We start from the raw sequence: 26,979 nt of genomic DNA, 5'->3' as shown, positions 1-26,979 counted from the left end.
CATGCGTAACGAACTGACCAACCGCCGATTACCTAAGGTGCCAATTGAGCGACGGTGTATTGCTTTTGCGATTGATTTTCTAATTATTTGGCTCTTTAGCTTGCCCTTTGGGGCAAATACTCCGGGTATCCCGATTGCACAAATCTTGGTTTTCATTATCGCATGGCTAGCTGGGCGAGTGCTTCTGGTTGCACGAAATCAGGGACAGAGTGTGGGACGCTGGGCTTTGGATATGAAAGTCGTCGATCCCAAATACCGCAAAACTCCTGGGCTTTTTGAGTTATGCAAGCGCGAAGGGATTCTGGGATTCGCTGCTGTTTTGGCGATGGTGGGACTGACCATTGGGGTGTCGAACGGGGTCTCTTTACTGCTGCTGATCAGCCCTCTAGCAGTGGATTGTGGAGTGGCTTTTGCAGATGCTGAGTGGCAACAAGCTTTTCACGATCGCGTTGGGCGAACTTGTATCGTGCAGACGCGCCGAGGTTATTCTTTAGATATCCGCGTCAAAAAATTACTTGCTCAAGTGACTCGTCGTATGAAATAATATTGGTTTGTGTTTAATTTTGTCCTCTTGAATTTTGTAGAAATAGCATTATGGCAAGTAAGAAGGGGGCGCGCCTGATTGTGACGTTGGAATGCACCGACTGTCGCACCAACATCGCCAAGCGATCGCCGGGTGTTTCCCGATACACAACCACCAAGAACCGCCGGAACACGACGGCGCGGATTGAACTGAAAAAGTTTTGCACCCACTGCAACCAACATACCGTCCACAAAGAAATTAAGTAATCATCAGTCCTGAGTCATTAGTTTTTGATTAATGACCAATGACTGCTGAGTGCTGAGTGCTGACAATTAACAACGAATCACCAACGATGACTTACTTCCGTCGCCGCCTTTCCCCAATTAAACCAGACGAACCCATCGACTACAAAGATGTCGATTTGTTGCGGAAATTTATTACAGAGCGGGGTAAAATACTGCCTCGCCGAATTACAGGTTTAACAGCAAAGCAACAACGAGATTTAACCGTAGCAATTAAGCGGGCACGCCTTTTGGCTCTGTTGCCCTTTATTAACCCTGAAGGTTAACTCAATTTTGGATTGGGGATGGGTGGATTTTGGACTTAGATCGAAAATCTACAATTTACAATCGCCACGCCGCTAAACTGGTAGATAGATGGGCTGTCCAATGAATGCTACTGCGTAAGCCAAAAACTTGTGGAGAAAGGAACGTTAATTGAGTTTCGGCTGCATGGAGAGCGGCGTCTTGCTGTTGCAGAACGTCAAGAAGGCAAAACGCACTGGATTGTGGTAGACGAGAAAGGTCAATCCCACACCATCCATCCCCGACAAATGACCTATAAGATTGCAGGTGAAAGCTATAAACCTGCACAAATTTCCAGCTTCCTCCAAGAGGTACAGCGCTATCTGGACCCAACTGGCTTGGAGGTAGCATGGGAATTATTGGTAGAGGATGGAACGAGCGTTACAGATGTGGAAATGGCGTCAGTGCTGTTTTCTGACAAAAGTGCCCCCCTATGTTACGCAGCGTACTATTTGCTATCTGAAGATAGACTTTATTTCAAGCAAAAAGGCGATCGCTACGAGCCGCGTCCTGCTACTCAGGTAGCAGAACTAAAACATCAGATAGAAGTCGAAAAAGAACGGCTCTTGCGGCGGCAAGAATTTGTAGAGCGCGTGCAAAAGGCGCTCTCTGGCGAACAGGTAGAGTGGGAACGCCGCGAACGTCAACGCCTGGAAGCCATTGAAAAATATGCGGCTCTGTTGACAGATGTCGTTCGTGCTGGACTCAATCAAGAATCTCTGAATCGCGCCTATCCCCCTCCAGCACCTGTTTTGGAAACAATGAGCGAGCTTGGACGCCCTGGAACTCCCCAAGCTGCGTTTCAACTGCTGGTGGATTTGGGATTGTGGAGTCCTCACGAAAATCTATATCTGCGGCGCAGTCAGATCCCCGTTCACTTTCCAGACAAGGTGATAGAAGTGGCTAAGCAGTATGCTGAGTTCGCGCCGAACGATTCGGATGAGCACCGATTAGATCTGACTCATTTGAAGGTGTACACGATTGATGATGAAAGTACAAAGGAAATAGACGATGGATTGAGTATGGAAACCCTCGCCGATGGGCGTCAGCGGCTTTGGATACACATTGCCGACCCCTCGCGCTTGGTTTCCCCAGGAGATGAATTAGACTTAGAAGCTAGACGGCGTACCACAACGTTGTATTTACCGACGGGGATGATTCCGATGTTCCCGCCGAGTTTGGCAACCGGGCCGATGAGCTTAGTGCAAGGAAAAATTTGTTGGGCGCTGAGCTTTGGCGTGCTTTTGGATGAAAAAGGTGCCGTAGAGGACTATTGCATCAGTGCCAGCTTAATTAAGCCGACCTATCGCCTGACTTACGACGATGTGGATGAGATGCTGCAACTGGGTATCCAGGCAGAACCAGAGATAACAGCGATCGCTTCTTGGGCGAAACGTCGCCAATCATGGCGGCAGTCCCAAGGCTCGATTAACATCCATATGCCAGAGGCGATGATTAAAGTAAATGGTGACGAAATCATCATTGAAATTTTGGAAGACTCACCCGCACGCCAATTGGTAGCGGAGATGATGATTCTCACGGGTGAAGTGGCTGCCCACTACGGCAAAACTCACAATATTCCTCTGCCCTTTCGCAGTCAACCCCAACCCGAACTTCCCTCAGAAGAGGAACTATTGCAGCTGCCCGCAGGACCTGTGAGATTTTGTGCAATGCGGGGATGTATGCCTCGTAGCGAAATGAGCCTCACGCCGGGACGACACGCCGGTTTGGGGCTGGAAACCTACGCTCAGGTAACATCTCCAATCCGCCGCTACAGCGACTTGCTGGCGCATTTCCAAATAAAGGCGCATTTACGCGGCGAACCCACGCCATTCTCAGCGCAAGAGTTACAAGAAGTTATGCTGGGTATCGGCACCGCCTCCCAAGAAGCAAGGTTAGTGGAACGCCAGACAAATCGTTATTGGGGGTTAGAGTACCTGCGGCGTCATGGCGATCAGGTTTGGCAAGCGCTGATGCTGCGATGGTTGCGAGAAGATGACCGATTAGGATTAATTTTGTTAGAAGATTTGGGATTAGAGTTGGCGATGCGGTTCACCCACTCAGTGGCACTTGGCGATCGCTTAGAAGTCCGAGTCAGCCATGCCGACCCCCGGCAAGATGTCATTCAGTTCCGCCAGCTTATCGATCAGGAAGCTCAGCCAGCTGGCACGTAAAAAAATAGTGCAAAGGATTGATTCGACAGGACTGAGTGAGAAAATAGTGCTGAGGACTACCTCAAGAGGAAGAAACAGAAAATAGATTTCACGTTTCCCCTGATGTTTATTTTTTACCTCAACGATCGGTCTTCAGCTTTCAGTCCTCAGTCCTTTCCAGCGGGGCGAGAAAAGACAAGCTATGAATAACATTCGCAAAACTATCGCCATTGTCGGAATCACCACAGTAATTGGTGGCATTCCTACTGCTGTCTACGCTCAGTTGCCGCCCAGCCAGTTACTGAGTGCAGCTGATAATAATAAGGCAACGATGAGCGCGGTTGATTTATACAACCGGGGCGTTGATAAACTAGACGCCGGTGATTATGAGGGGGCGATCGCAGACTTTGACGAAGCGATCCGTCTTGCTCCCCAGGATGCAGAGTCTTATTACAACCGGGGGTATGCCCGTCACATCCTCGGAGCTTATCAGCAAGCGATCGCAGATTACACTGAGGCGATTCGGATTAATCCTGAGTACGGAAATGCTTACGGCAACCGGGGATATTCCTACTATCTTCTCGAAAATTATCAACAAGCGATCGCTGATTCTACGGAGGCGATCCGACTCAATCCCAAAGATGCAAGTGTCTATATTAACCGAGGCAATGCTCGCGACGATCTAGGAGAAACTCAAGCCGCAATTGCCGATTTTAACCAAGCTTTACAAATCGACCCCAAGAATGCCAGAGCTTATTACAATCGGGGTTTAGCTTACAACCGGCTAGGACAACATGCCAAAGCGCTTGACGATTATACTCAGACGGTAAATTTAGATTCTAAATTTGCTGAAGCCTATTACAACCGCGCAATCACCTACTTACGATTGAATAATCGTCAAGCGGCAGTTGCAGATTTTCAGAAATCCGCAGACCTTTTCAAGTCCCAAGGAAGAACAGAAAGTTACCAAGACGCCCTAGAAGCGACAAAAAACCTTCAACGGTAAACCTACGTTCAATTCAAAGTAGAAGGCAAAAGACAAAAAACGAAACTCTGTTTCTTTTTACGTTTAACTTTTTACTTTTGCCTTATTTCACCCGTTCCTGAAAAGTATCAGGTGGCGGCTTAGCCTACATTGGATGCCGAAATAGCAACAAATATTAAGCTGCTAAGCAAAGCGATCGCGCCAATTCCCATGAAGAGATAGTTGCGCTTTTGATCCTGGGTTGGCGGTTCTGCTTTGTAAACTTTTGGTTCTACTGCAAAATTGTTCAAACGTCCGCCGTCTTCGGTTGTATATCGCATGAATGATATCCTTATCTAGGATTTATTTTGTAAATAATTGTAACAAAGAATCGGGTCAATGTACTCTATCTTTTGCATGAATTATTTACACTACTTCCGCCAGAGGAGAGAATCTTGGTACCGACTAAGTGCAGGGGTGCCAAGGAGAGGTTGAACTTACATTCTTCTCAGCCCCTTTAGCCTTTAACTGGTAATCGTGCCAGTCAGGGGAGAACTGGGGTTGGCGTAGACTTTTACAGGGATTCGTCCGGCTTGATAGGCGAGACGCCCAGCCTCAACACCCAGAGCCATTGCGCGACCCATCGCGGCTGGATTTTTTGCCCCAGCGATCGCACTATTGATCAACACAGCATCAGCCCCCATCTCCATTGCCTGCGCTGCCTCACTGGGCGTAGCCAGTCCGGCATCCACCACCACCGGCACCCCAGCATTCTCAATAATGATTTCAATATTCGCTGCATTCTTGATGCCCTGTCCGGAACCAATCGGAGAACCTAAAGGCATCACCGTCGCACAGCCAACCTCTTCCAATCGTTTAGCCAGTAGGGGGTCAGCATTGATATAAGGCAGAACTGCAAAGCCTTCCTTCACCAGTTGCTCTGCCGCTTCCAAAGTGCCAATTGGGTCGGGCAGGAGATACTTTAAGTCAGGAATCACCTCTAACTTGACAAAGTTATTGTCTTCTTGACCCAAAAGTTTTGCCATCTCCCGCCCCAGACGCGCCACTCGAATCGCCTCTTCAGCCGTTTTGCAGCCAGCCGTGTTGGGTAGCATCCAGATTTTTGTCCAATCCAGCGCTTCAGCCAGCCCTTCATGTCCGGGCGCTTTTGTTTGTACCCGGCGCACCGCCACTGTCACAATTTCGCAACCGCTAGCAGCAATACTTTGCTGCATTTCTTCGATGCTGCGATACTTGCCGGTACCAGTCATCAGGCGAGAGCAAAAAGTCCGACCCGCAATAATTAAAGGATCGGATGGCAGCCTTTCTAAGGAATGATTCATCTGTAGGGACGAGCCTTGTAGTCTCCCAGATTCAGAAGGATGGCTTATTTGAAGCATTTTGGGGGTTGCATTGATGGGTTTAGATCCAGCGTAGAACCTGGAGTAGTGAAAATGGTCTAACAGGGGATCGGACTTTTGCTCCCAAATCAGGTCTGCCAGCAAGGAAGCCGTTACGGGTGCCAGCAAAATTCCATTGCGGTAATGACCCGTCGCCAGCGTTAAATTCTCGCAGGCGCTAGAACCGAGAATCGGTAACTCATCGGGTGTCGCCGGTCGAAATCCCCACCAAAATTCTTGGACGGGAAAGTTCTGCAAAGCGGGATAAAGCCGAATCGCGCTTTCCAGTAAGGTTCTGATTCCGGCTGGAGTGTTATGGGGTGTGAATCCCACATCCTCGCTAGTGGCTCCCACGATCAGTTGTCCATTCCGACGCGGCACGATGTAGATTTCCTCACCAAACAGCACCCGCTTTAGAGGCAATCCCTCTTGGCTGCCCCCAGGCACTTGCACTGATAACATTTGACCCTTTTTCGGGCTGACCGGAATTGGCAAAAATTCATTTGACCAAGCGCCGGTGGCTAAGACATAGTGTTGAGCGCGAAAATCCCCAGATGCTGTTCTGACGCAGTTGATTCTCCGGTTCTGTTGTTGGAGGGCTTCAGCTGCCACGCCTTCACGGATATCTACACCTAATTCCCTCACTGCCACCCGCAAGGCTTGAACTAAAGCCCGATTGTCTACTTGACCATCTTCGGGATACCACCAACCACCAACAACATCTGAACCCAGTCCGGGTTGAATTTGATGGATTGCATCTTTATCTAACCAATGTGCTGAGGAGTGAGGACTGAGGGCTGAGGACTGAGGATTGAGATAAACGGGTGCCAAGATGCCACTAGGCCAGTAGCCGATAGATACCCCTGCGATCGCTTCCAGTTTGCTTGCCCAGTCCGGATACAAATCCCGACTCCGCAGACATAAATCCAGCATTGCGCCCGTCGGAATCCCTTCTGCTTGGGGTGCTAGCATTCCAGCAGCAGCATAAGCCGCTGCGGAGTTGAAGTCGCGGCACAAGACGGTGACGGTTGCCCCCCGCAAGCGAAGTTCGAGGGCGATCGCTAAGCCAATCGCACCGCCGCCGATGATGAGAATGTCAGTTTCTGTATTCATATAGATATAGCCGCTTTCACTAAAATCCGACTCTAAGGCTTTCCATAAATCAACGCATACGCCTTAGAAAAAATGGCGTCCTAATTTAAGCCTAGTCAAGAAGCGTTGCCAATGAGCGGTAGCGATCGCTTTAGTCTTGGTCATGGCGACGGATTGCTTCGGAACACCAGGCGCTCCGCAAAACCATCCCTCCTCCCCTTTCGGTGATTGATGTTAGCCTCTTCCCGCCCCTCTGCGATCTTCTCCCTGACTGTGAACTCAACTCGGATTCCTAGAAAACAGTCTCTCAAAAATTAATAATTATTCATCAAAATCCCCACTTTACTTGCAGATGCCTCTGTGACCCTTTTGATTAGCCATCTGCTTCAGGCAGTGTAGCCGATTAGGCGAAGTCAATCCGAGTTATAGGTACAGTTTAAGACTTTCTCGACGAGCGCCGTTGTTCGCAGAGTCCTAAATAGCCTCAAATTATCGGTTTCACGTTGTAGCGTGAGCGTCTTCTCTTCGCCCCGAGCTTTTTGTCTTTTGTTCCACATTCTTAATTAAGAGAGTACAAAACCTCTTAAAAATTTAAATTGCAGTTTTATCAGCATTTTTAGCAAAATAAAAACATTAAAGAATTATCTATTTTCTCAATAATCGCGATTAGTACCTAATCCATTCCTCCATCCCCTTTATTTTCTGCGGCAGTTGGACAATAATGCAGTTCATACCCAGATAAAAAGCAATCTACGGCTGGCTTTCTTCGGCAGCGACTTTATTCATGCCCTGCCTAACACCAAAGACAACCATCCTGGTTTGAAATGAAACTATAGGAGACGAAGCGCGTGAAACTGTCAGTATACGGAAAAGGCGGAATCGGCAAATCCACAACCAGCTGCAATATCTCTGTGGCTCTAGCCAAGCGCGGCAAGAAAGTCCTGCAAATTGGCTGTGACCCCAAGCACGACAGCACCTTCACCCTGACCGGCTTCCTGATTCCCACAATTATCGACACGCTTCAAGAAAAGGACTACCACTACGAAGATGTCTGGGCTGAAGATGTCATCTACAAAGGCTATGGCGGCGTTGATTGCGTAGAAGCAGGAGGTCCCCCAGCTGGTGCCGGTTGCGGCGGTTACGTGGTAGGCGAAACCGTGAAGTTACTCAAGGAACTGAACGCCTTCGATGAGTACGATATCATTCTGTTTGACGTACTTGGTGACGTGGTATGCGGTGGCTTTGCAGCTCCCCTCAACTATTCGGACTACTGCTTGATTGTCACTGACAACGGCTTTGACGCCTTGTTTGCAGCCAACCGGATTGCCGCTTCTGTCCGTGAAAAAGCTCGGACTCACCCCCTGCGTCTCGCCGGATTGATTGGCAACCGCACTGCTAAGCGCGACCTGATCGAGAAATACATTTCTGCGGTACCGATGCCAGTGCTGGAAGTGTTGCCGCTGATTGAAGACATTCGCGTTTCCCGTGTTAAGGGCAAAACTCTGTTTGAAATGGCAGAGACTGACCCCTCGCTCAACTACGTCTGCGATTACTACCTCAACATTGCCGACCAAATTCTGGCGCGTCCAGAGGGTGTTGTGCCGAACGATGCTCCAGACCGCGAGTTGTTCTCCTTGCTGTCTGATTTCTACCTCAATCCCACCAAGCCAGAGGTGAAGACTGAAGAACAAGAGCTAGATATGATGATGGTTTAGGGAGCTAAGGATGGAGAATGGATCAATGCTTTTAGTGTCAATCTTGACGTGCGTATTGTTATGCACCATTCTCCAAACCAAATTATTTTCACCAGCATCAGCATCAAGCCCAACTGTGAACACCGAGCAGCTATGTCCTGAGCAGCTACGTCCTGAGCAACTACGTCCTGAGCAGCTACGGGAATCGGTCAGAGCCAAATGGCTAGACTACTATCGAAAAAATCACCACTGGCTCAATCGTCTGCAAGTCTGGGTGACATCTGAAGGACAAAGACGCCCTACCTCCAGCTTCATTTTGGCGACGCTATCGACTCTAGACCCGCAATTTAATGAGATGCTTCCCCTGATTGTGGACCTCAATGCAGACCCCGACCGAATTGTGGCGAGCTTTGGGCTAGACTTCGATCCCGACGATGAGCTAGAGGCAATACCGGCTGCTCCCGACGATGAGCTAGAGGCACTATCGGCTGAAAAAACAGATACAGAGGAAGTCAGAATGCTACCTCCGGCTGCTCTCAATGTTGCTCAATCAGCCAGTCGTATCGCTGCTAAGGTGGATGAATCTTGCGAGGGAGTTTATAAAAAGCATCGCTTTCCTTGGCAGCGTTAAAAGTTAACATCAGTATTGGCAGGATGAGCTAACAGAAAGTATGACTTTATTTTGAAAACTTTACATCTGCTTTGAAGCAGAAGTGCTTGGAATATTTTCAAGCGAATCGTTCCTGGATCGCTCTGCAAATGAAGCTTAAGGATGCAGAGATTATCGCTCTAATCCCAGCTCCTGAGTAATTTGTCAATAGTTATGAGTCATTAAGTCAGAATTTCTTGGTCTCTGGAATGACTAATAACTAATCACCTTTTGACTAACAATCAATTAAAAATTTGAGAGGAAACCTTTACTATGACCCTTGCGAATACAGAACCGGAAGCGCTTAATTTTGAGTGTGAAACTGGAAATTATCATACATTTTGTCCCATCAGCTGCGTAGCTTGGTTGTACCAAAAGATAGAAGATAGTTTCTTCCTAGTTATTGGTACAAAAACCTGTGGCTACTTCTTACAAAACGCGATGGGGGTGATGATTTTTGCGGAACCGCGCTACGCGATGGCGGAGTTGGAAGAAGGAGATATTTCGGCTCAGTTGAATGACTATGAAGAGTTGAAGCGGCTGTGTTTGCAAATTAAGCGCGATCGCAACCCCAGCGTCATTGTTTGGATTGGCACCTGCACCACCGAAATCATCAAAATGGATTTGGAAGGCTTGGCACCCAAGCTAGAATCCGAAATTGGCATCCCCATTGTGACGGCTCGCGCTAATGGTTTAGACTACGCCTTTACTCAAGGGGAAGACACCGTACTGGCGGCGATGGCTGCCCGTTGTCCCGATAAAGCACCCGTGGTAGAAACTGAGAAGAAAGAAAGGAATGCGATCGCTTCTCTGCTCAACTTCGGCAAGAAAAAAGAAGATGTTGCCGCCGATGAATCGGAATATGTCAAGCATCCGCCACTGGTTCTCTTCGGTTCTCTCCCCGATCCAGTTGTTACCAATCTGACACTGGAACTGAAAAAGCAAGGCATTAAAGTTTCTGGTTGGTTACCATCCAAGCGTTACACCGAATTGCCAGTTCTGGAAGAAGGGTACTACGTCTCTGGCATGAACCCCTTCCTCAGCCGCACTGCTACCACCCTGATGCGTCGCCGCAAGTGCAAACTCATTGGCGCACCCTTCCCGATTGGTCCCGATGGCACCCGCGCCTGGATTGAGAAAATCTGCTCGGTGTTCGGGATTGAACCCAAGGGGCTAGATGAGCGGGAAGCGCAAATCTGGGAAAATCTGGAAGACTACGTCCAGTTGATTCGCGGCAAATCTGTCTTCTTCATGGGCGATAACTTGTTGGAAATCTCTTTAGCTCGTTTCCTGGTGCGCTGTGGCATGACTTGCCCGGAAATCGGCATCCCCTACATGGATAAGCGCTATCAAGCCGCTGAATTGGCGCTGCTAGAGAAAACTTGCCACGAAATGGGTGTACCAACGCCTAGAATTGTGGAGAAGCCGGACAACTATAACCAAATTCAGCGTATTTACGAACTGAAGCCAGATTTGGTGATTACTGGTATGGCTCACGCCAACCCGTTAGAAGCACGCGGTATCAACACTAAATGGTCGGTTGAGTTCACTTTTGCTCAGATTCATGGCTTTACCAATGCTCGTGACATTCTAGAGTTGGTGACTCGTCCGCTGCGCCGGAATAACAATTTGAAAGATTTGGGTTGGGATAAGTTAGTGAGGGAAGAAGCGAAGATTTAAGAACCTCATCCCTTGCCTCTCTCCGCTTATAGCTGAGGGGTGTAAGAGATAATCAATAGTAGGAGCGATCTAGATGCGATCGCTCCTATTACTTTTATCAGTAAAGTTAGGTCATCTTGATAGAAGGGTCGAATTGCGATCGCTTTTTTACCCAACTACAGAGGACGCGAAGGAAGAGAGGAAGCGATCGCAAACACAGGATAACTATATGAGTTCTTTAACTAATAACTACACCAAACTTCAGTAAGATTCTGGGTAGGCAATCATCCAAATTCTTAATATGTTCATCCGATAATTCGATTAAGTTGAGCTGGTACTTCTGATATAGCTCCTGCTTAACTCGCTTACGTGCCGCATACTCTTGATCGTTGTCGTATCCCCAATACTCGATATACACTCTCCCTGATGGAAGATAAAAGTCACAGTACGCTTCTTCCTCAATGGGTAGTCGTCGTTCGTAAGCATGAACGATTCCCGAAACATACAACCAATTATCAATCAGAGCTTCAGCCTTTGATCGAACCCAATGTCCATCAGTGGTGCGATGCTGGGCGCTAGCCCGAAACTTCTCGCGAAACCCTTGTTCGCTGGTTGCTTCCTTGGTACTTGTTTCTAAACTATCACCATTGATACTTTGGATAGTCGTGAGGAACGCTTGATTCGTCAGAATCGACTCAGACCAGAGAACGTATAGCATGCCGTCTTGCGAATAAGTTTTTTGCACCGCACCGAAGTTAATTCCTAACTTGGTAGCAACCCAGCCGTTCTGGTCTTTGCTCAACAATCCTAATTCAGCCAAAATGGGGTTAACTTTGTGCTTGGGTATTGCCAGTTTCTCGCTGATGCTGGTAGCGGACAACAGCGATGGGGAAGACGATGGCTGAGGCTTCGGTTTAGGTTTTGGTGTGGGTGACGCTTGAGTGTTGTTAGCCTTCCAATGCTCGTAACACAATTTATGACCTGGTTTAGAAACTTGTTTAGTACATTTTGGTTCAGTACAAATTTCCATTGATGAAAGTTCATTAAGCTTAGATACGGCATTGGCTAGCTTCATGAGCGATCGCTCTAAGTTCATATCAATATACACAGCTAAACTGCTGGGTATTTTAACAGTCCTCAAAGACGCTCCGATTCAGGAGTAATACTGAATTTCAACCTAATTGTATGGCACCATCAATAAATGCTTTCCAAGTTTTTGTTAGTTCTTCAGTTTTCAGTTGGTAGTTTGACTGTGCGAATTAGATAGGAAAAGGCATTTTTGTCAGAAAACGTACTGGCTTGAAATGCTACAAAGGCTTCCGGAAGGGTTGTGCAGTTACAAAAACCACTTTAGTTTTAGCTTGTCTGAGTTAGAGCGATCGCACTCCCCTTTTTTTGCACTTGCGTAGCATTCCACCCCAGTTTAGTCAGAGGCAGCTAGAATTAAATGAAACTTTGCGCGATCGCTCAGGATCGTTCCCTGCACTAAAACGCGGTAGGAGAAAAAACTGTATGAAAACAAAATTATCTTTGGTTACGATCGCTTCTAGCACTGCGATCGCTAGTAGCATTTTGTTGGGTTCAGTCAGTTCCGCTCAACCCTGTTCGCTTAGGTCTACTTATTATCGAGAACGGTACGAGCAAGCGAGTTGGTTACGTTCTCCATTGGCAGCAGTCATTACATTACCTGGAATCGCCCTCGCAGCAGCACTCTATCTTGGCGGTCGTTCCTACCAGCGCTAGGCAAATTTGAACTGTACCGCAGGCATCTGGCATTGGGTTTTTCGGAGCAAAATTGCTTGAGAAACAAAAGACGCGATCGCTATCCTAGCTCCAACCCAAACCCCGATCGGAACAGCGTTAGAAGCAAGCGATCGCCCCAAGCCCTAACTAAAGACGGCTTTCTCTATGCCGTTGTCAGATAGCACGTTATACTGTGTCGTGTTATTCCTGCTCCACCTGACGCAGCGAGGCTGTCATGGGCGCTACTTTACGACAGATTGCCACGTATCTAGACAATCAAGGTTGGAAATATCATATTGACGAAGAAGCGTACCGGATTCTGACGGGTGTACAAGCTGAAAACGTAGACGAATTCTTGATTGTTGTCCAGCTGGATGAGGATGGGGAATTTTTCAAGGTATTTGCGCCCCAAGTTATATCTGGAGTTAAAGATCATCCTTACAAAGAAGCGATCCTCCAGACAATGCTGTGCATTTCCTGGGAAACCAAAATGCTGCAATGGGAATATGACCCAAACGATGGCGAAATTCGTGCCATCATTGAGTTTCCCTTAGAAGATTCAAGTCTTACCGAAAAACAATTCAACCGTTGTTTGTCAGGTTTAATTCAAATTATTGATAATGTAGCGATGCCTCGACTGAAAGAGGTGATGGAAACCGGCAAAGATCCAGGCGATCGAGAATTGGGAGAAAGGCTACTGCTTACCCTTCAAGAAGAAGCTCCTGGATTACTGCAAATGTTGGAGAGAGCGATGGAAGCGCGTAAGAAGCGGGGACTATTCCCGTCTGAGTGAATCTGAATCCGGGCACGAAGATCGCTATACTCCAAAGTAATAACCTTACGATTGAAAAGCGAATTTCCTGGGGCTGGACGACTATGACATCCTATGCAACCTCTTCTGCTAGAGCTGAGATGAGCGAACTCCGGCGGTTAAAAACCTTACTGCCGCCAGAATTGCAAAGCTGGGTAACAGTCGAAGGAACGACTGAAGTGAATCCACCCCTGATCCGCTGTGAAGAAATTGGCAAGGATCAAATTGAGGTTCAAATTGATCTAGTGAAATGGGATCAGCTAGCACTCGATCAGCGGAATTTACTGTTTTGGCACGAAGTCGCCCGAATTCAAAACGACACCATCCCTAGAGATGGCTGGGAAATGGCAGCGCTTGCAATTGGTTTAGGCGGTGCTGTCGGCGAACTGTGGGTGCAGGATGGCTTGCTGTTGATATTAGCCTTGGCATTGTGTGGTGTCTCAGGCTGGAGATTGTATCAAAAAAATAGTGGAGAGAAGCAGGTAAAAGAGATGATTGAAGCGGATGAAAAAGCGATCGCGCTTGCCACCCGCTTTGGTTATTCCCTCCCCAACGCCTACAAAAGTTTGGGTAGCGCTTTGAAAGCTTTGCTAGAGCTAACCCCAAACAAAAGGCAACGGAGCAAATACGAAACGCGGCTTTCTGCCCTCAAGCGTAGTGCTGCCAAAGCCAAAGCTAAAGTCAAAGGCGCACGCGAGGACTCAATATAAAGACTCTTCGGATGCGATCGCATCCAAATCTTCGTTACCAGGCGTAAGCTGAGTAACGAGATTGAAGAATTGTTCTGTTTTACATGAGTGCCTGTCTTTCCCCAAGTTCGGGTGTACCAAAGCTACACCCGAATTTGGGCACCGTTTATATTGCCATTGCCTTTTTATTGCCGCCGCTTAAGCAACAAACCGCCAAAACCCAGTAGCATTAATCCAGCCGTTGCTGCTGGTTCTGGCACTTTTTCCGGAGGTACAAACCCCTCTAACTCTGTAGCACTAGCTTTGAACGAGTAGAGGTAGCCTGGAAGTAATTTTTGTCCGGCGGGACAGCCGCTATCAATAGATACGAGAGTAAAGGCTGTACCATCTGTGCAAACATCCTGCTGACCAGCATTCCCCTGAGTCACACTAAAGTCGTTATCCGTGCCAAGGATAATTGCGTAGGAACCATCCGTTAGCTTAGGCCCGATTGTCAAACCTTCCAACTTCTCAGGGATTACTTGACCACTCGCCTTCAGCTGCGCTGCAACATCTAAAAACAGAGACTTGCTAACAGGTATTACGCCAGATGGTAAAGTATTTGTACCTATCAAGCTGATGTTGCTGACATCTGTGGCACCTGTGAGATCAATTTTGTAAACCCGCTTACTGGCGACTGGGGCTTTACTTAGAGGATCGGCTTCGCCCACGCCGCGATTATCGCGTTCCAGTACTAGGAACTCATTGTTATTAAGGGCGGTAATGGCGCTAATGCCAATATTACGACCTTGAGAATTCTGCCCAAAATCGTCATCAGTTCCGGGAATGCGATCGTTAATAGCGGCAAGACTTTCTAGCTGGTAAATATATTGGGCAACGCTATCACCTGTTGCCGTATTAAACTCCACAATTCTCAAGTTCTGGCTGCGTCGTCCATCGGGACTTCCCTCAGTTACGAGCGGGTCTTGCAGCATCGCATACAGTTTTTTACCGTCTGGGCTAAGAGTCACTCCCTCAAAGCCTCGGTTATCCTGGCGACCGCTAGTAAGGATTGGGCGACCATCGACATAGTTGGGAACACTTCCAGCTAGAGGAAGTATGTTGCTTGGAGTGGCAAAGGCCCGGATGAACGAACCAGTCGAAGTGAACTCGTAAACAGAGGGTCCATACTCGTCTGAAACGTAGAAGTTGCCGTTGGGTGCAACTGCAAAGCCTTCTGGATCGAAGCTAAGACCCAGAATTCCGGTATCGCCGTTGAGTAACTGGGGGTTCAACCCGTTGAAGTTCTCACCGTCCTTAGTAAATAAAATGGTCTTCAGCAGCTTAAAGTTGCTAATCGTCCCCGTGTTTGGGTCAACATCCAGCGAAAATTTCTGAACTCGCGTTTCGTAGGAAAGTACACCGCCTCCTGCACCGCGATCGCCCAAACCGTAGTACACATTCTCGTAGCGATCGTAATATAGATCCGAGAAAAAACCTAAGCGATTGATGTTAGCACCACCATTGCCGCCATTAGTCGGGAATAGATCCGTACTTTCCCCCGGAATCGCCAGAGTATTAACCAGGGAAGCGGCATAAGTAGAGGTGGTATTTGCCGTGATAGAGAGTGTAGATAGTGCCAGCGAGCAACTAACCGTCCAAAGCCAATGCTTTGCTTTCATAATGTCTTAGCCTCAGAACTTTTACTATCACGAGCATCAGACGGTTACTTTAAAAGCTGGTTAAAGATAACTTTAAAGCGGTCTTCCACACAGTAATTTCACATAAGTATTCCGGTTCTTCATCAATTCTTTATTCAACTACACAAATTTACTAATCAGGATTCGTAGTTCCTGAGAATTCCTGATGAACCATGAACAATTCTAAAGTTGACCCAGCATTTTGTGAGTCTGTGGCACAACTCGCACTTGTTTGAGACTTCGCTTCATTAATGCCTGCCACTCCAGAACCTGCGCGGGGGTTGGAGCAAACACTGGCAGATGATGGGGCATTTGTAGGGGTGTCACTGGCTGTAAAAACACCGGGATAGCAGGGCTAACTGCTGCCACCAATTCAGATGCCTGTTCCAGCTCAGATGGCTCAGTTTGGCTAGAAATAATTAATTTGACAAAACTATCAACCCGTGAGTCATGGCAAAGCTGGAGAAATTCCCTGTGCGCTTCCCACCTTTGTTCTCCACTGACGCTAGGCAGCTTCATATCCATGCCTACAGAGTCCAGGAAGGGCAAAATCGGGGCTAGTTGTTCTGGACGATGACCGCCAGTTTCTAGGTAGAGTGGCAACCCTGTGGAGTGGCGCAAAACAGGCAGAAATTTAGCTAGGAAGGGAGCATGAAGCAGCGGTTCGCCACCCGTGAGGCTGATGCTGTCGTGCAAACCGGGTTGATTTTGCCGTTCAATCCATTCTAGTAACACCGAGCTAGACACTGGATTGGAGTGGGTTTCAAAGTCTCTTTGACCAGGTGTTTGCTCCACAGTACATTTATCTGGAGCTAACCAGGTGTGGGCACTGTCGCAAAAATGGCAGCGCAGGTCGCAGATGGCAAAGCGGATAAATATTTGGCGGGTGCCTACATTCAGTCCTTCCCCTTGAATGGCGGAGAAGACTTCAATTAGCCGCGCAGTGGGATAGTCGGCAGTTTTAGGGGTCATTGTTGCTCTGACTTGAGATGCGACTGATTCGCTCCGGACTGGGTTTACTCTAAGGTTTCTACTAATCCCATTATCTGCCTTGAATTCCTAGATTAACCACGCGGGAAGGATGCTTGAATCTCCGCGTGCTGCCAACAACTGCCAACAGCGATCGCTCTTAGCAGGGGGTTCCCCAGTCAGCCTTCTCACCGCTTGATAATTCTGTCAATATTGATGATTCCGGTCGGTCACTGAGAATAACTCACGATAACTACAATTTTTAACCACCGCCAAGCTGTTTGCTCCTTGGTATCCTTAGAAGCAGTTTAAAAAATTCTTGGTACAATTCGCTATTTCAGTGCTATTATGGACACTCGATGAATTTGATTCTAGGTAGAATTATATCAAAACAATAAAATAATTCTTTACAAAAACTTTTAATGAAGTTGAATTGACTAATCTCAAATATTTTTCAAAATATAAGATGGCACCTTAGCACTAGGTTTACATGGTTGGACCGATCCCCGATGCAGATTTTCGGATTACGTTCTTCAACGACACTCCTGTAGTCCAGCTACCCCCTCGCCTTACTGTTCTTGAGGCCGTGGCTTTTAAGAAAAGCTGTCAGCAATTCTTACAAGAGAGTGCCGTTACCCAGCAATTAGTTTTTGATTTGAGTCAGACCACATTTATTGATAGCAGTGGTATTGGTGCGCTAGTCAGTAATGTAAAGCTAGCACGGGAAAAACAAGTCGAATTAGTACTTCGGGGTGTCCATCCTCAAGTGATGGCAGTGTTAGCGATGACGGGGCTGGATCAAGTTTTAACGATCGAGCCGCCAAGCCAAAGCGCAACCACAACCCCTGGGAAAAAATCAGAAATTCAGCTACCAACGACTCATCCTTCCGTGCGCTCGTGGATTAAACGTGGTATTGATGTGGTGGGATCGCTGGTGGGTTTAGGGATTACGGCAATTTTATTTATTCCCATCGTCATTGTGATTAAGCTCGACGATCCAGGCCCGATTTTTTTCAGTCAAATCCGTTGCGGTTGGATGGGAAGACGGTTTCAGGTGTGGAAATTCCGTTCGATGTGCGTAAACGCGGAAGCACTGAAAGACAAAATTGAGAATCAAGCCAGCGGTGCCTTTTTCAAGAATGAAAACGATCCGCGAGTAACACGGGTGGGTCGAATTTTACGGAAGACAAGCCTGGATGAACTGCCGCAGTTTTGGAATGTCCTGAAAGGGGAGATGAGTTTAGTCGGTACGAGACCCCCGACACCCGATGAAGTAGAACGATACGAAGTTCCGGAATGGCAGCGTTTAGATGTGAAACCAGGAATGACGGGTGAGTGGCAGGTAAATGGGCGATCGCAAGTACGCAATTTTGAAGATGTGATTCGTTTAGATTTGCGCTATCAGGAGAACTGGAGCCTGATTTACGACCTCAAGTTAATTGTTAAAACAATCCTAATTTTATTTCGCAAAAACAGTGGTGCTTATTAGGAAACCTCAATTACTTCTGTTAATGACAAAGGAACAACCAATAGCACAATCCCGCCTTCAGGTGGAGACGGATCTAAATGCTTTAACAGAAGTTTTGCAATGGTTTGAGCAACTTACTCTACCGCTACTGCCCTATGAATTATGGTGGCAGTCCCAGGTAGCCTTGACTGAAGGGTTTACGAACGTCATTCGCCACGCTCATTCTTCATTGCCCCCAACCACCCCAATACAGATTGAGGTGAAAGTCTATATTAGCTATCTGGAAATGCGGATTTGGGACTACGGAAAACCGTTTAACTTGCAAGCCAAGCTGCAATCAAAGTTGCAAGTGGTGGGTCAAAAGGATTTTGACCCCCTGGAGAATGAAGGAGGTCGCGGGTTGATATTTATGCAACAATTCACAGATGAACTCGATTACACGCGGATGCCTGACGAACGAAATTGCTTGCTGATGCGAAGAAAAATTCGCTAAAACTGGAGAGTATTCGCTTTCTCCTAGATGTGCTGCTGCTTCTGACAACTGGGAATAAATCTCATCTACAAGCGCGATCGCACTTATAGACCGAGAAATAGACCGAGAAAAAGCCACATTATTCCTCAAAGAAGATGCGCGATTGTACCAACATACCGCAACCCCCGATTAGACTAGGTAAAAGCTTGGTGCTAAATATTTGGTAAGACCTAGATCATGCGGATATTGATTTACTCCTACAACTACCATCCCGAACCAATCGGCATTGCCCCCTTGATGACCGAACTAGCGGAAGGTTTGGTAGCACAAGGTCATCAAGTGCGAGTTGTCACTGCCATGCCAAACTATCCGCAACGGCGCATCTACGAGAAATATAAGGGGAAATTGTACCTAACAGAACTCGAAAATGGCGTAGCCATTCAGCGCAATTATGTCTGGATTCGCCCCAAACCGGGTTTGATAGATCGAATTCTATTGGATGCTAGCTTTGTCCTGATCAGCTTAGTCCATGCCCTCAAAGGCAGGCGACCAGATGTAATTTTGTTAACCGTACCGCCCCTGCCAGTTTCCGTTCCAGCCGCGCTCCTGGGATGGTTGCACCGCTGTCCGGTAGTCTTGAACCTCCAGGATATTTTGCCGGAAGCCGCAGTTCATACGGGGTTGCTCACCAACAAACGGATGATTGCCATCTTTGAAAAGCTGGAAAATTTTGCTTACCGAACAGCGACGAAGATTAGCGTCATTGCTGATGGATTTGTTGATAATTTAGTTGGGAAAGGAGTCCCAAAAAGTAAAATTAGGTTGATTCCTAACTGGGTTGATGTTAACTTTATCCAACCTTTGCCTAAAGAAAATAATTATTTTCGAGCCGTTCACCAACTCGACGGCAAATTTGTGGTTCTGTATTCCGGTAACATTGGTCGCACCCAACCCTTAAAGACCCTGATCGATGCGGCGACTTGCCTGCGACATATTCCCGACATTGCTGTGGTGATTGTGGGAGAAGATAAAGCCTTACAAGACCTGGAGCTTTATTGTCAAAAAGTGGATGCGCCAAACGTTTTGCTACTGCCATTTCAACCCCGCGAAAAATTACCGGAACTACTGGCAGCGGCGGATGTAGGGTTGGTGATGCAAAAGGAAAACGTGATTTCCTTCAATATGCCTTCTAAAATTCAGGTGCTGCTAGCCAGCGGTCGGGCAATTTTGGCTTCTGTTCCTGCTAGTGGTACGGCAGCTAAAGCGGTGCAGCATAGCGGCGGCGGTGTCGTCGTTCCCCCAGAAGATCCTGAGGCTCTGGCAGCAGCAATTTTAGACTTATATAAAAACCCTGACAAAGCGGAAAGACTGGGTCAGCAAGGCAGACAATATGCTACCGAAAATTACTCCTTTAAGCACGCCTTGGAGCAGTATGAGAAGCTGTTTGATGAGGTTAGGCTTCATTGATCTAGAATGAAAGCAAAATGGTTGTCGGTTTGAAGTAGCGATCGCGCGATGCCTAGCGTTTATTATCCTGGGAACTAGCGATCGCCCAAAGCCTTAGGCTTTGCCCTTTGCTTCTGTCCCGATAGCCCTATGGAGTTCCTCGCCCAATGCGCGAACAGGTCTTAGCCTGGTTAGCAGATCGTGTCCCTGCCGCTCGAATCAAACATATATTAGGCGTCGAGCGGATGTCTATTGAGCTAGCGCTGCATTATCAACTCGACGAGAAAAAAGCAGGGACAGCGGGGTTGATGCACGATCTCGCAAAATACTTTAAGCCTTCGCTGCTGTTACAAATGGCACGAGAAGAAGGATTGGAATTAGACCCGGTGGATGAAGAAAATCCGCATTTATTGCACGCAGATGTTAGTGCAATTGTTGCTAGAGACAAATTTGGAATACTTGATGAAGAAATTTTGCAGGCAATCCAGGATCACACCTTAGGCAGACCAGGAATGAGTGAATTGAGTTGTATCGTGTTTTTGGCTGATACTCTGGAACCAGGCAGAGGTAACACTCCTGAGTTAGAAGCTTTAAGACAAGTTGCTTGGCAAAATCTCTACAAAGCTGTTTGGCTAACTTGTGATTATTCCCTGAAATATCTCCTCGAAACTCGTTGCTTAATTCACCCTCGAACGATCCGTAGCCGTAATTGGGCACTTCAAATCGCTAGCAAAAAGCAGCAACCTGAAGCTGAAAGGATGAAGGATAAATGAAATGAAAAGTTAAAAAAAGCCATAAAAAGCTGAGGCTCGAAACTTCAAAAATTAAAATAGAAACTTCAGCATCTCTCTAGTACAGTGCTGTGAGTTGAACCAACTTTGAAGGAATTTATAGGTGTTTTTGAACAAGGAAATCAGGATTTAATGTCAGAACAGTTCAAGATACAGTCCTCCTCTACTGGGAACGAAGCATTCATCTCCAACGGAGACGACGCGAATGCTTCTGCTCGACTGGCTGTCAATGCAGATAAACAAAAAGCAAGCAAAGAGCTGGCTTTAACGGCTGCCAGAGCTGCTGATGACCGCAAAGCGGCTGACATCGTATTGCTACAGGTAGGAGAGGTATCCTATCTGGCGGATTACTTTGCGATCGCAACTGGCTTCTCCAGAGTCCAGGTGAGAGCGATCGCCCAATCCATTGAACAGAAAGTAGAAACGGAGTGGCAACGCCTGCCTCTGCGCGTGGAAGGAAAGGCAGAAGGTAGCTGGATATTGTTGGATTACGGGGATGTCATCATTCACATCTTGTTGCCTCCAGAGCGGGAATTCTATAATCTGGAAGCATTCTGGGGTCATGCTGAAAAAATCGATTTCTCAGCATCGTGAGCCGATGGGAGAGTAAAAACATGATGGAAACTCCAGTTTCAGTTTGCCCAGTTCCCGCCGAACAACAACCGCTCAATGAGTACCAGGAGTTGAAGGATTCTTGGTCTTTTCGCTGGGTGACGCTGGAACTGGGAGGATACATCAAAAAGCTGGCTTGGATTTGGGGTCTCGGCTGGTTTGTCGCAGGTCCAATGGCAGCAGCAAGCTTTGCGCCAGGAAAGTATCCGAGCAAGTTTATCCTCATGGGTGCAGCAGGAGCGAGCTTGGGAGTGGTGTTGGCACTGGTGCGACTGTACTTGGGTTGGTCTTACGTGCGATCGCGCTTAGAGAATCAACAAGTATTTTATGAAGAATCCGGTTGGTACGACGGTCAGTGCTGGACAAAGCCAGAAGAAATTTTGACACGCGATCGCTTGATCGTCACTTACCAAGTTCAACCAATCCTTCAGCGGTTACAGCGAACCTTTGTCTTGCTTGCCTTATTTTTCTTTGCAGGTAGTCTAACTTGGTATTTTCTGTAATGAGCCATTAGGCATTAGGTCATTGAGCGAGAGGTAGTGGATAGTAAGGAAAGGCTGCACAGTCTACCGAAGACCTCAGAACAAGCGATCGCAGGCTACTGAACAACTAACAAAAAGTGATAAAGTCTTACCCATGACAAGGGGAAAAAGAAATCAATCCGCAGAACTGGAAGTTCGGTTGCTGCGAGAAGGCATTATTGAATCAACGCATCGTGCCCAAGCAGTCGTCTGTGACAACCGAGGGCGCGTCCTATCCGTGGCAGGCAGTTCGGAAACCGCTGCTTTTGTTCGTTCCGCCCTCAAGCCATTCCAGGCGTTGGCAATTACGACTACCGGCACCCTAGAACGCTACAAGCTAACGGATCGAGACTTAGCCATTATCTGTAGCTCCCACCAAGGTACGACTGCCCAAGTCCGACAGGCTTTTAACGTTCTTTGGCGCTCGGATGTTGACCCATCAGCACTTCAGTGTCCAATTCCAGAAGGTAAACGGAGTCCGCTGGAGTATAACTGTTCCGGGAAACACGCTGGAATGCTTGCCGTTTGCCAAGCAAGGCATTGGCCTCTGAATACCTATTTGCAGCGCAACCACCCCGTTCAGCAGCTAATTTTAGGCAAAGTTGCCGAATTGCTGCGAATGCCCGCTGTAGAGTTTATCAGTGCCCACGATGATTGTGGCGCTCCGACTTACTTCATGCAGCTGGGGCAAATGGGTACCTTGTACGGTCAGCTTGCCTCTGGGAATAATTTGGATATGGAACGCATCGTCCGAGCCATGACCCATCACCCAAATATGGTGGCAGGAGAAGGTTTATTTGATACAGAACTCATGCGTCTGACCGAAGGTGAAATCATCAGCAAAGGGGGTGCTGAAGGGATTCAGTGTATCGGTCGCGTTGGCGAAGGGATGGGACTAGCAATTAAGGTGGCAGATGGAGCAGGACGGGCAAAGTGTGCCGTTGCCATTCATTTACTCAAGCAAATGGGTTGGATTAGTCCTACGGTGGCGGAAACCCTGTCGGAAACCTTTATGAGCTTGAGCAAATTCAAGCGTTTAGATGTCGTTGGGGAACTTTCGATGTTGTAGTTGCCACATTCTTGAATTTGCGTTATAGTAAATAAGTTGGCAACGACGCGGGATAGAGCAGCCTGGTAGCTCGTCGGGCTCATAACCCGAAGGTCAGTGGTTCAAATCCACTTCCCGCCACCAAATACAAAAGTAAACAATCCCTGCAATCCCAAAAGGTTGCAGGGATTTGTTGTAGGCTGGTTAGCAGCGATTCGGTTACATTTAAATATTTATGGCTGTGAATTTGCGGCGTCCGATTTTAGTCGGGGGAATTGGTCTATCATTCTCACTTTGGCTGTTGCAGAGTTTTCATGACTCAGCAGGGACAGTCGGTGAGTTTAGTGTAATTGGCGCGATCGCACTCGGCGCTGGTTTCTGGTTATTTCAGAAACAGACAGCCAAAGAGCTTCATCTGCCAGATGTCAGCCAGATGGACAGGGAAACGGTAGAAAAAGCGATCGCTCAAACCGAAGGTACGATTAGCCAGCTAGAGGCAGAGGCAGAAAACCATCCGGCAAATGCCCCGCTAAGAGAACAACTCGCCAAAATTACGACTGAAATCGACCGCCAGGAGATGCATCTGGCTGTCACTGGCGGAAAGTCAGTCGGCAAATCCACCTTAATTCAAGTTTTAGAGTCCAACTGGGTTTCGCAACAGCCGCAAAAACTCGGCTTGCAAGAGACACCCGCTTTATTTACTGCAATTGACCCCACCTCCCCGCCCCCTTCCCGAATCGGGGAGAGGTCAGATTTGGTGCTATTTCTTACCAATGGAGATTTGACCGATCCGGAATATCAAACCTTACAGCAACTAGCGGCATCTAAACAGCGTGCAGTGCTAGTGCTTAACAAGCAAGATCGGTATTTACCTGAAGAACGCGCCACGGTGTTGCAGCAATTGCGGCAACGAATGCAAGGAACGCTGAACGGAGAAGATATCGTGGCGATCGCTGCTTCTCCTACCCCCATCAAAGTGCGTCAGCATCAACTGGATGGTTCGGTGCGGGAGTGGATGGAAACCCCAGCGCCTGAGATGAGTGCGATCGCAAGTCGGTTAAGCCAAATTTTAGCTCAAGAAAGTCAACAGCTTGTTTGGGCAACGGCTTGGAGAGCAGCTTATGCGCTGAAAGCCGAAGCGAAATCCGCCTTAAATGAAGTGAGACGCGATCGCGCCCTTCCCGTTATCGAGCAATATCAGTGGATTGCCGCCGCCACCGCCTTTGCGAACCCCGTCCCCGCCTTGGACTTGCTAGCAACTGCTGCCATTAATGGTCAGCTCGTCATGGATCTCGGTAATCTATATCAGCAAAAATTCTCTATTCAACAAGCGCAAGCGATCGCTGGGACAATGGGTAGCTTGATGCTCAAGCTAGGTTTAGTTGAACTAACGACTCAAACCGTAGGTGGGGTTCTCAAGAGCAATGCGATCACATTTGTCGCCGGAGGAGCGGTTCAGGGGGTCAGCGCTGCCTATCTAACCCGGTTAGCGGGTTTGAGCTTGATTGAATATTTCCAAGCGCAGGAAGCCGCTACGACATCCGAAGGGCGTCCCTTGAATCTGGATCAGTTGCGCGAAACCCTGCAAAAAGTGTTTCAGCAAAATCAACGAGTTGCTTTCTTGCAAGGATTTGTCAAGCAAGCTGTGGCGCGTCTGGTGCCAGAATCACCCCAGCCTGCGATCGCGGGTAACGAGATTGCTAGTTATTAGCCAAGTAGTAGGTTAGCCCAACAGTAGGGTGAGCAATGCCCACCCTACTATTAAAATGTTTTATTCATATCGAAATCTGTACTAGCTCGAAATCAAGACATCATTATATAGTAATAGTCACTAACGTTCTTGAATTTCCTAATTTAGTCGGAACACACATTCCTTTTGAATTTTGAAAGAAAGTTCAGGAAGCCGAATGTGTAGAATCGCAATCGGCAAATCGAAAAACATCTGGAAAAACTTCTTTAAGCTTATGAATAATTTTTTACCCATTGCTTACTTTCAGAATAAATTTGTCCCTTTTAACGAAGCCAAAGTTTCTATTGCTACCCAAGCTTTGCACTATGGAACTGGCGCAATTGGGGGATTAAGAGGGATTCCCGATCCTCAAAATAATAAGCAAATTTTACTATTTAGATTAGACCGTCATTGCCAAAGGTTAAGTGATAGTGCTAAGTATTTACACTACGATATACCAGCCTCTAAAATTCGAGAAACTATCGTTGATTTTATTAGAAAAAATCAACCAAACAAGTCTTTTTATATCCGCCCTCTCGTATATACTTCGGGGTTAGGAATCGCTCCTAGGCTCCATAATGTTGAGAAAGATTTTTTAGTTTATGGAATTGAGCTAGCAGATTATTTATCTCCGGAAGGAGTCAGCTGTCGAATTAGTTCCTGGTATCGACAAGAAGATCGCAGCTTGCCTCTGAGAGGCAAAATCAGCGCCGCATATATTACTTCTGCCTTAGCGAAAACTGAGGCGGTAGAGTCCGGCTTTGATGAGGCAATTATGATGAATTCGCAGGGAAAAATTTGCGAAGCCTCTGGGATGAATATATTTTTAGTGAGAAATGGGCAACTGATTACCCCTGGATTTGAACAGGATATTTTAGAAGGAATTACCAGAGATAGCGTCCTAACAATTGCCAGAAATCTAGGAATTAAAACGATAGAAAGACCCGTTGATAAATCAGAGCTTTTTATCGCTGACGAAGTTTTCTTGAGCGGGACGGCTGCCAAGGTTGCGCCCATCAAAAAAATTGAAAACTATCAATTACCAGAGAGCAAACCGATTACTACAAAACTGCGAGAAAAACTCATCGCGATTACGGAAAATCGAGATCCCGATTATCAAGATTGGGTAGACGCGATCGTGCTTGAATAAGAAAGTCCGTCAGAAGGCGAAACGTGATAACCCTTGTCTCTACAAACCAAACTGCCTTCGCAGGTTACAAGAACAGCATCAGCGGCGAGACTCGAAGGCGATCGCAACCTTGGTATCTGATTGCCACACCCGCGTCACATCCAAGGCTTACGCTTTTATTTGTATCAATGAAACTCCTCAAATCATAAAAGCAATGCTGCCCTCTCACCAGAGAGGGCATTTTTGTTAGCAGAGGAGATCCGCTCATAAACCAACCCTCAATAAGCGCTACGCCTTAACGCCCATCTGTCGCAGGATAGCAGTACACAGATCGCTATTAACATCGAGAAAACCATCAATGGCAGTAAAGTGGTTTTTACCAGGTTGGGGTAGATATTCGCCTTTTAAACCTTTCGCTTTCCAGGCTGCTAGAAACTCATCGGACTGGCGTTGAAATTCTTTAGATTCATCCCCGCCGTAGGTGACAATCAGCGATCCGGCTTTGTCGGGAATATGCAGGATGGGGCTGTTGCGGAGAACTTCTCCCCAAGTTAATTGTAAAGCGGGTTGCAGCCAGGTGTAGGGAAAGGGCATCAGGTCAAATAAACCACTAATCGCGCAGCCTCCTTTAATGATATCGGCGGGTAAACCGTAGGTTCCTTCCCAGTCAGTTGCCATCAGCATTGCTGTTAATTGACCGCCCGCCGAGTGACCAGAGACGTAAATGCGATCGCGATCGCCTCCAAAACTAGAAGCATTTTGATAAATCCAAGCAACCGCTGCTCGACTCTGACGCACGATCTCATCCATTGTCACGGTAGGACACAAAGCATAGTTGGTGACGACTACTGTAACTCCCGCTTCCACAGGTGCTTTGGCGACTAAACTAAAATCCTGGCTGCTGAGCAGTCGCCAGTAGCCACCGTGAATAAACACCAAGATGGGGGCATCCGGTTGAGCTGCTGGAAAGATATCCAGATGTTCGGCTAGAGTGGGGCCAAAGGGAACCTGGAGTTTGCAAGACAACGCAGAGCGCACGCTAGCGCTTGTTTTCACGTAGAAATCTGCGTACACAGTGAAATCTGGTACTGACTTTTCTACGTTATATTCAGCATCCAGCTCGGCTTGCGTTGAGAAATTACGATAGAGCATAG

The 26,979-nt window shown here is 47.4% G+C and carries 27 protein-coding genes and 1 tRNA gene; 22 read left to right on the top strand and 6 right to left on the bottom strand.

Going from position 1 to position 26,979, the window contains the following annotated elements:
- The first annotated feature begins 1 nt into the window (after position 1).
- The 5 genes from NC994_RS06420 (at position 2) to NC994_RS06400 (ending at position 4,266) form a co-directional block, all read left to right on the top strand.
- Positions 2-544: an RDD family protein gene (locus NC994_RS06420; protein WP_190412571.1), complete on the top strand. Its 543-nt coding sequence runs from the start codon at positions 2-4 to the stop codon at positions 542-544.
- 50 nt (positions 545-594) lie between these two features.
- Positions 595-789: a 50S ribosomal protein L33 gene (gene rpmG, locus NC994_RS06415; RefSeq protein ID WP_190412570.1), complete on the top strand. Its 195-nt coding sequence runs from the start codon at positions 595-597 to the stop codon at positions 787-789.
- Between the two features lie 86 nt (positions 790-875).
- Positions 876-1,091: a 30S ribosomal protein S18 gene (gene rpsR, locus NC994_RS06410; RefSeq protein WP_190412875.1), complete on the top strand. Its 216-nt coding sequence runs from the start codon at positions 876-878 to the stop codon at positions 1,089-1,091.
- Between the two features lie 129 nt (positions 1,092-1,220).
- Positions 1,221-3,281 carry an RNB domain-containing ribonuclease gene (locus NC994_RS06405; protein ID WP_190436886.1) on the top strand — a complete coding sequence of 687 codons (2,061 nt, stop codon included), beginning with the start codon at positions 1,221-1,223 and terminating at the stop codon, positions 3,279-3,281.
- Between the two features lie 181 nt (positions 3,282-3,462).
- Entirely contained in the window at positions 3,463-4,266 is an 804-nt protein-coding gene (locus tag NC994_RS06400) for a tetratricopeptide repeat protein (protein WP_190436883.1), read from the top strand.
- Between the two features lie 119 nt (positions 4,267-4,385).
- Here NC994_RS06400 and NC994_RS06395 read toward each other — a convergent pair whose 3' ends face one another.
- Entirely contained in the window at positions 4,386-4,565 is a 180-nt protein-coding gene (locus NC994_RS06395) for a ssl1498 family light-harvesting-like protein (protein WP_190412567.1), read from the bottom strand.
- Positions 4,566-4,748: 183 nt separating this feature from the next.
- A complete protein-coding gene (thiO, locus tag NC994_RS06390) occupies positions 4,749-6,737 on the bottom strand; it encodes a glycine oxidase ThiO (protein ID WP_190436880.1) in 1,989 nt (662 codons plus the stop codon).
- Positions 6,738-7,564: 827 nt separating this feature from the next.
- Here thiO and bchL point away from each other — a divergent pair.
- The 3 genes from bchL (at position 7,565) to NC994_RS06375 (ending at position 10,739) form a co-directional block, all read left to right on the top strand.
- Entirely contained in the window at positions 7,565-8,431 is an 867-nt protein-coding gene (gene bchL / locus NC994_RS06385) for a ferredoxin:protochlorophyllide reductase (ATP-dependent) iron-sulfur ATP-binding protein (RefSeq protein WP_190412565.1), read from the top strand.
- A gap of 10 nt (positions 8,432-8,441) precedes the next feature.
- On the top strand, positions 8,442-9,041 hold the full coding sequence (locus NC994_RS06380) for a DUF5331 domain-containing protein (protein ID WP_348225576.1): 600 nt from the start codon (positions 8,442-8,444) through the stop codon (positions 9,039-9,041).
- A gap of 291 nt (positions 9,042-9,332) precedes the next feature.
- Entirely contained in the window at positions 9,333-10,739 is a 1,407-nt protein-coding gene (locus NC994_RS06375; RefSeq protein WP_190412562.1) for a ferredoxin:protochlorophyllide reductase (ATP-dependent) subunit N, read from the top strand.
- A 217-nt stretch (positions 10,740-10,956) separates the two neighbouring features.
- Here the strand turns inward: NC994_RS06375 and NC994_RS06370 are convergent, their stop codons facing one another.
- The gene (locus tag NC994_RS06370) at positions 10,957-11,826 is read right to left on the bottom strand and encodes a hypothetical protein (protein ID WP_348225575.1); all 870 of its coding nucleotides are present in this window, start codon (positions 11,824-11,826) and stop codon (positions 10,957-10,959) included.
- Between the two features lie 404 nt (positions 11,827-12,230).
- Here NC994_RS06370 and NC994_RS06365 point away from each other — a divergent pair, with 404 nt between their 5' ends.
- From NC994_RS06365 to NC994_RS06350, 4 genes are all read left to right on the top strand, one after another.
- The gene (locus NC994_RS06365) at positions 12,231-12,461 is read left to right on the top strand and encodes a hypothetical protein (protein ID WP_190412561.1); all 231 of its coding nucleotides are present in this window, start codon (positions 12,231-12,233) and stop codon (positions 12,459-12,461) included.
- A 56-nt stretch (positions 12,462-12,517) separates the two neighbouring features.
- The gene (locus NC994_RS06360) at positions 12,518-12,643 is read left to right on the top strand and encodes a hypothetical protein (protein WP_277877557.1); all 126 of its coding nucleotides are present in this window, start codon (positions 12,518-12,520) and stop codon (positions 12,641-12,643) included.
- 53 nt (positions 12,644-12,696) lie between these two features.
- Positions 12,697-13,254 (top strand): hypothetical protein, encoded by a 558-nt coding sequence (locus NC994_RS06355; RefSeq protein ID WP_190412560.1) that lies wholly within the window; start codon positions 12,697-12,699, stop codon positions 13,252-13,254.
- 83 nt (positions 13,255-13,337) lie between these two features.
- Positions 13,338-13,982: a DUF3318 domain-containing protein gene (locus NC994_RS06350; RefSeq protein WP_190429385.1), complete on the top strand. Its 645-nt coding sequence runs from the start codon at positions 13,338-13,340 to the stop codon at positions 13,980-13,982.
- A 164-nt stretch (positions 13,983-14,146) separates the two neighbouring features.
- Here NC994_RS06350 and NC994_RS06345 read toward each other — a convergent pair whose 3' ends face one another.
- Together NC994_RS06345 and NC994_RS06340 are read right to left on the bottom strand one after the other, a co-directional pair.
- On the bottom strand, positions 14,147-15,625 hold the full coding sequence (locus NC994_RS06345) for an esterase-like activity of phytase family protein (RefSeq protein WP_190437148.1): 1,479 nt from the start codon (positions 15,623-15,625) through the stop codon (positions 14,147-14,149).
- A 198-nt stretch (positions 15,626-15,823) separates the two neighbouring features.
- A complete protein-coding gene (locus NC994_RS06340) occupies positions 15,824-16,612 on the bottom strand; it encodes a 7-carboxy-7-deazaguanine synthase QueE (RefSeq protein ID WP_190436871.1) in 789 nt (262 codons plus the stop codon).
- Between the two features lie 487 nt (positions 16,613-17,099).
- On the opposite strand from NC994_RS06340, the gene NC994_RS06335 reads away from it, so the two are divergent.
- The 10 genes from NC994_RS06335 to NC994_RS06290 all read left to right on the top strand — a co-directional run bounded on the left by NC994_RS06335 (position 17,100) and on the right by NC994_RS06290 (position 25,846).
- Positions 17,100-18,098, top strand: coding sequence for an anti-sigma factor antagonist (locus tag NC994_RS06335; protein ID WP_190436868.1), 999 nt, complete (start codon positions 17,100-17,102; stop codon positions 18,096-18,098).
- Positions 18,099-18,120: 22 nt separating this feature from the next.
- Complete coding sequence (locus NC994_RS06330; RefSeq protein ID WP_190412556.1) at positions 18,121-18,570, top strand: anti-sigma regulatory factor; 450 nt, start codon at positions 18,121-18,123, stop codon at positions 18,568-18,570.
- 216 nt (positions 18,571-18,786) lie between these two features.
- The gene (locus NC994_RS06325; RefSeq protein ID WP_190436866.1) at positions 18,787-20,016 is read left to right on the top strand and encodes a glycosyltransferase family 4 protein; all 1,230 of its coding nucleotides are present in this window, start codon (positions 18,787-18,789) and stop codon (positions 20,014-20,016) included.
- Positions 20,017-20,162: 146 nt separating this feature from the next.
- A complete protein-coding gene (yqeK, locus tag NC994_RS06320) occupies positions 20,163-20,768 on the top strand; it encodes a bis(5'-nucleosyl)-tetraphosphatase (symmetrical) YqeK (protein WP_190436863.1) in 606 nt (201 codons plus the stop codon).
- Positions 20,769-20,918: 150 nt separating this feature from the next.
- Positions 20,919-21,380, top strand: coding sequence for a ribosome silencing factor (gene rsfS, locus NC994_RS06315; protein WP_190412872.1), 462 nt, complete (start codon positions 20,919-20,921; stop codon positions 21,378-21,380).
- A gap of 20 nt (positions 21,381-21,400) precedes the next feature.
- Positions 21,401-21,901: a CGLD27 family protein gene (locus NC994_RS06310; RefSeq protein ID WP_190412553.1), complete on the top strand. Its 501-nt coding sequence runs from the start codon at positions 21,401-21,403 to the stop codon at positions 21,899-21,901.
- 133 nt (positions 21,902-22,034) lie between these two features.
- The gene (locus NC994_RS06305) at positions 22,035-22,988 is read left to right on the top strand and encodes an asparaginase (protein ID WP_190412552.1); all 954 of its coding nucleotides are present in this window, start codon (positions 22,035-22,037) and stop codon (positions 22,986-22,988) included.
- A 46-nt stretch (positions 22,989-23,034) separates the two neighbouring features.
- Positions 23,035-23,111 (top strand) — tRNA-Met (locus NC994_RS06300).
- Between the two features lie 91 nt (positions 23,112-23,202).
- Positions 23,203-24,678, top strand: a complete 1,476-nt coding sequence (locus NC994_RS06295) for a DUF697 domain-containing protein (protein WP_190436859.1) — start codon at positions 23,203-23,205, stop codon at positions 24,676-24,678.
- Positions 24,679-24,931: 253 nt separating this feature from the next.
- On the top strand, positions 24,932-25,846 hold the full coding sequence (locus NC994_RS06290) for a branched-chain amino acid transaminase (RefSeq protein WP_190436856.1): 915 nt from the start codon (positions 24,932-24,934) through the stop codon (positions 25,844-25,846).
- A 267-nt stretch (positions 25,847-26,113) separates the two neighbouring features.
- On the opposite strand, the gene NC994_RS06285 is transcribed toward NC994_RS06290, so the two are convergent.
- The gene (locus NC994_RS06285) at positions 26,114-26,977 is read right to left on the bottom strand and encodes an alpha/beta hydrolase (RefSeq protein ID WP_190436851.1); all 864 of its coding nucleotides are present in this window, start codon (positions 26,975-26,977) and stop codon (positions 26,114-26,116) included.
- Positions 26,978-26,979 lie beyond the last annotated feature (2 nt).

It is taken from the genome of Trichocoleus sp. AS-A1 (assembly GCF_039962015.1).
Taxonomy (GTDB): Bacteria; Cyanobacteriota; Cyanobacteriia; order Cyanobacteriales; family FACHB-T130; genus FACHB-T130.
This window is presented reverse-complemented; position numbering and strand designations above follow the sequence as displayed.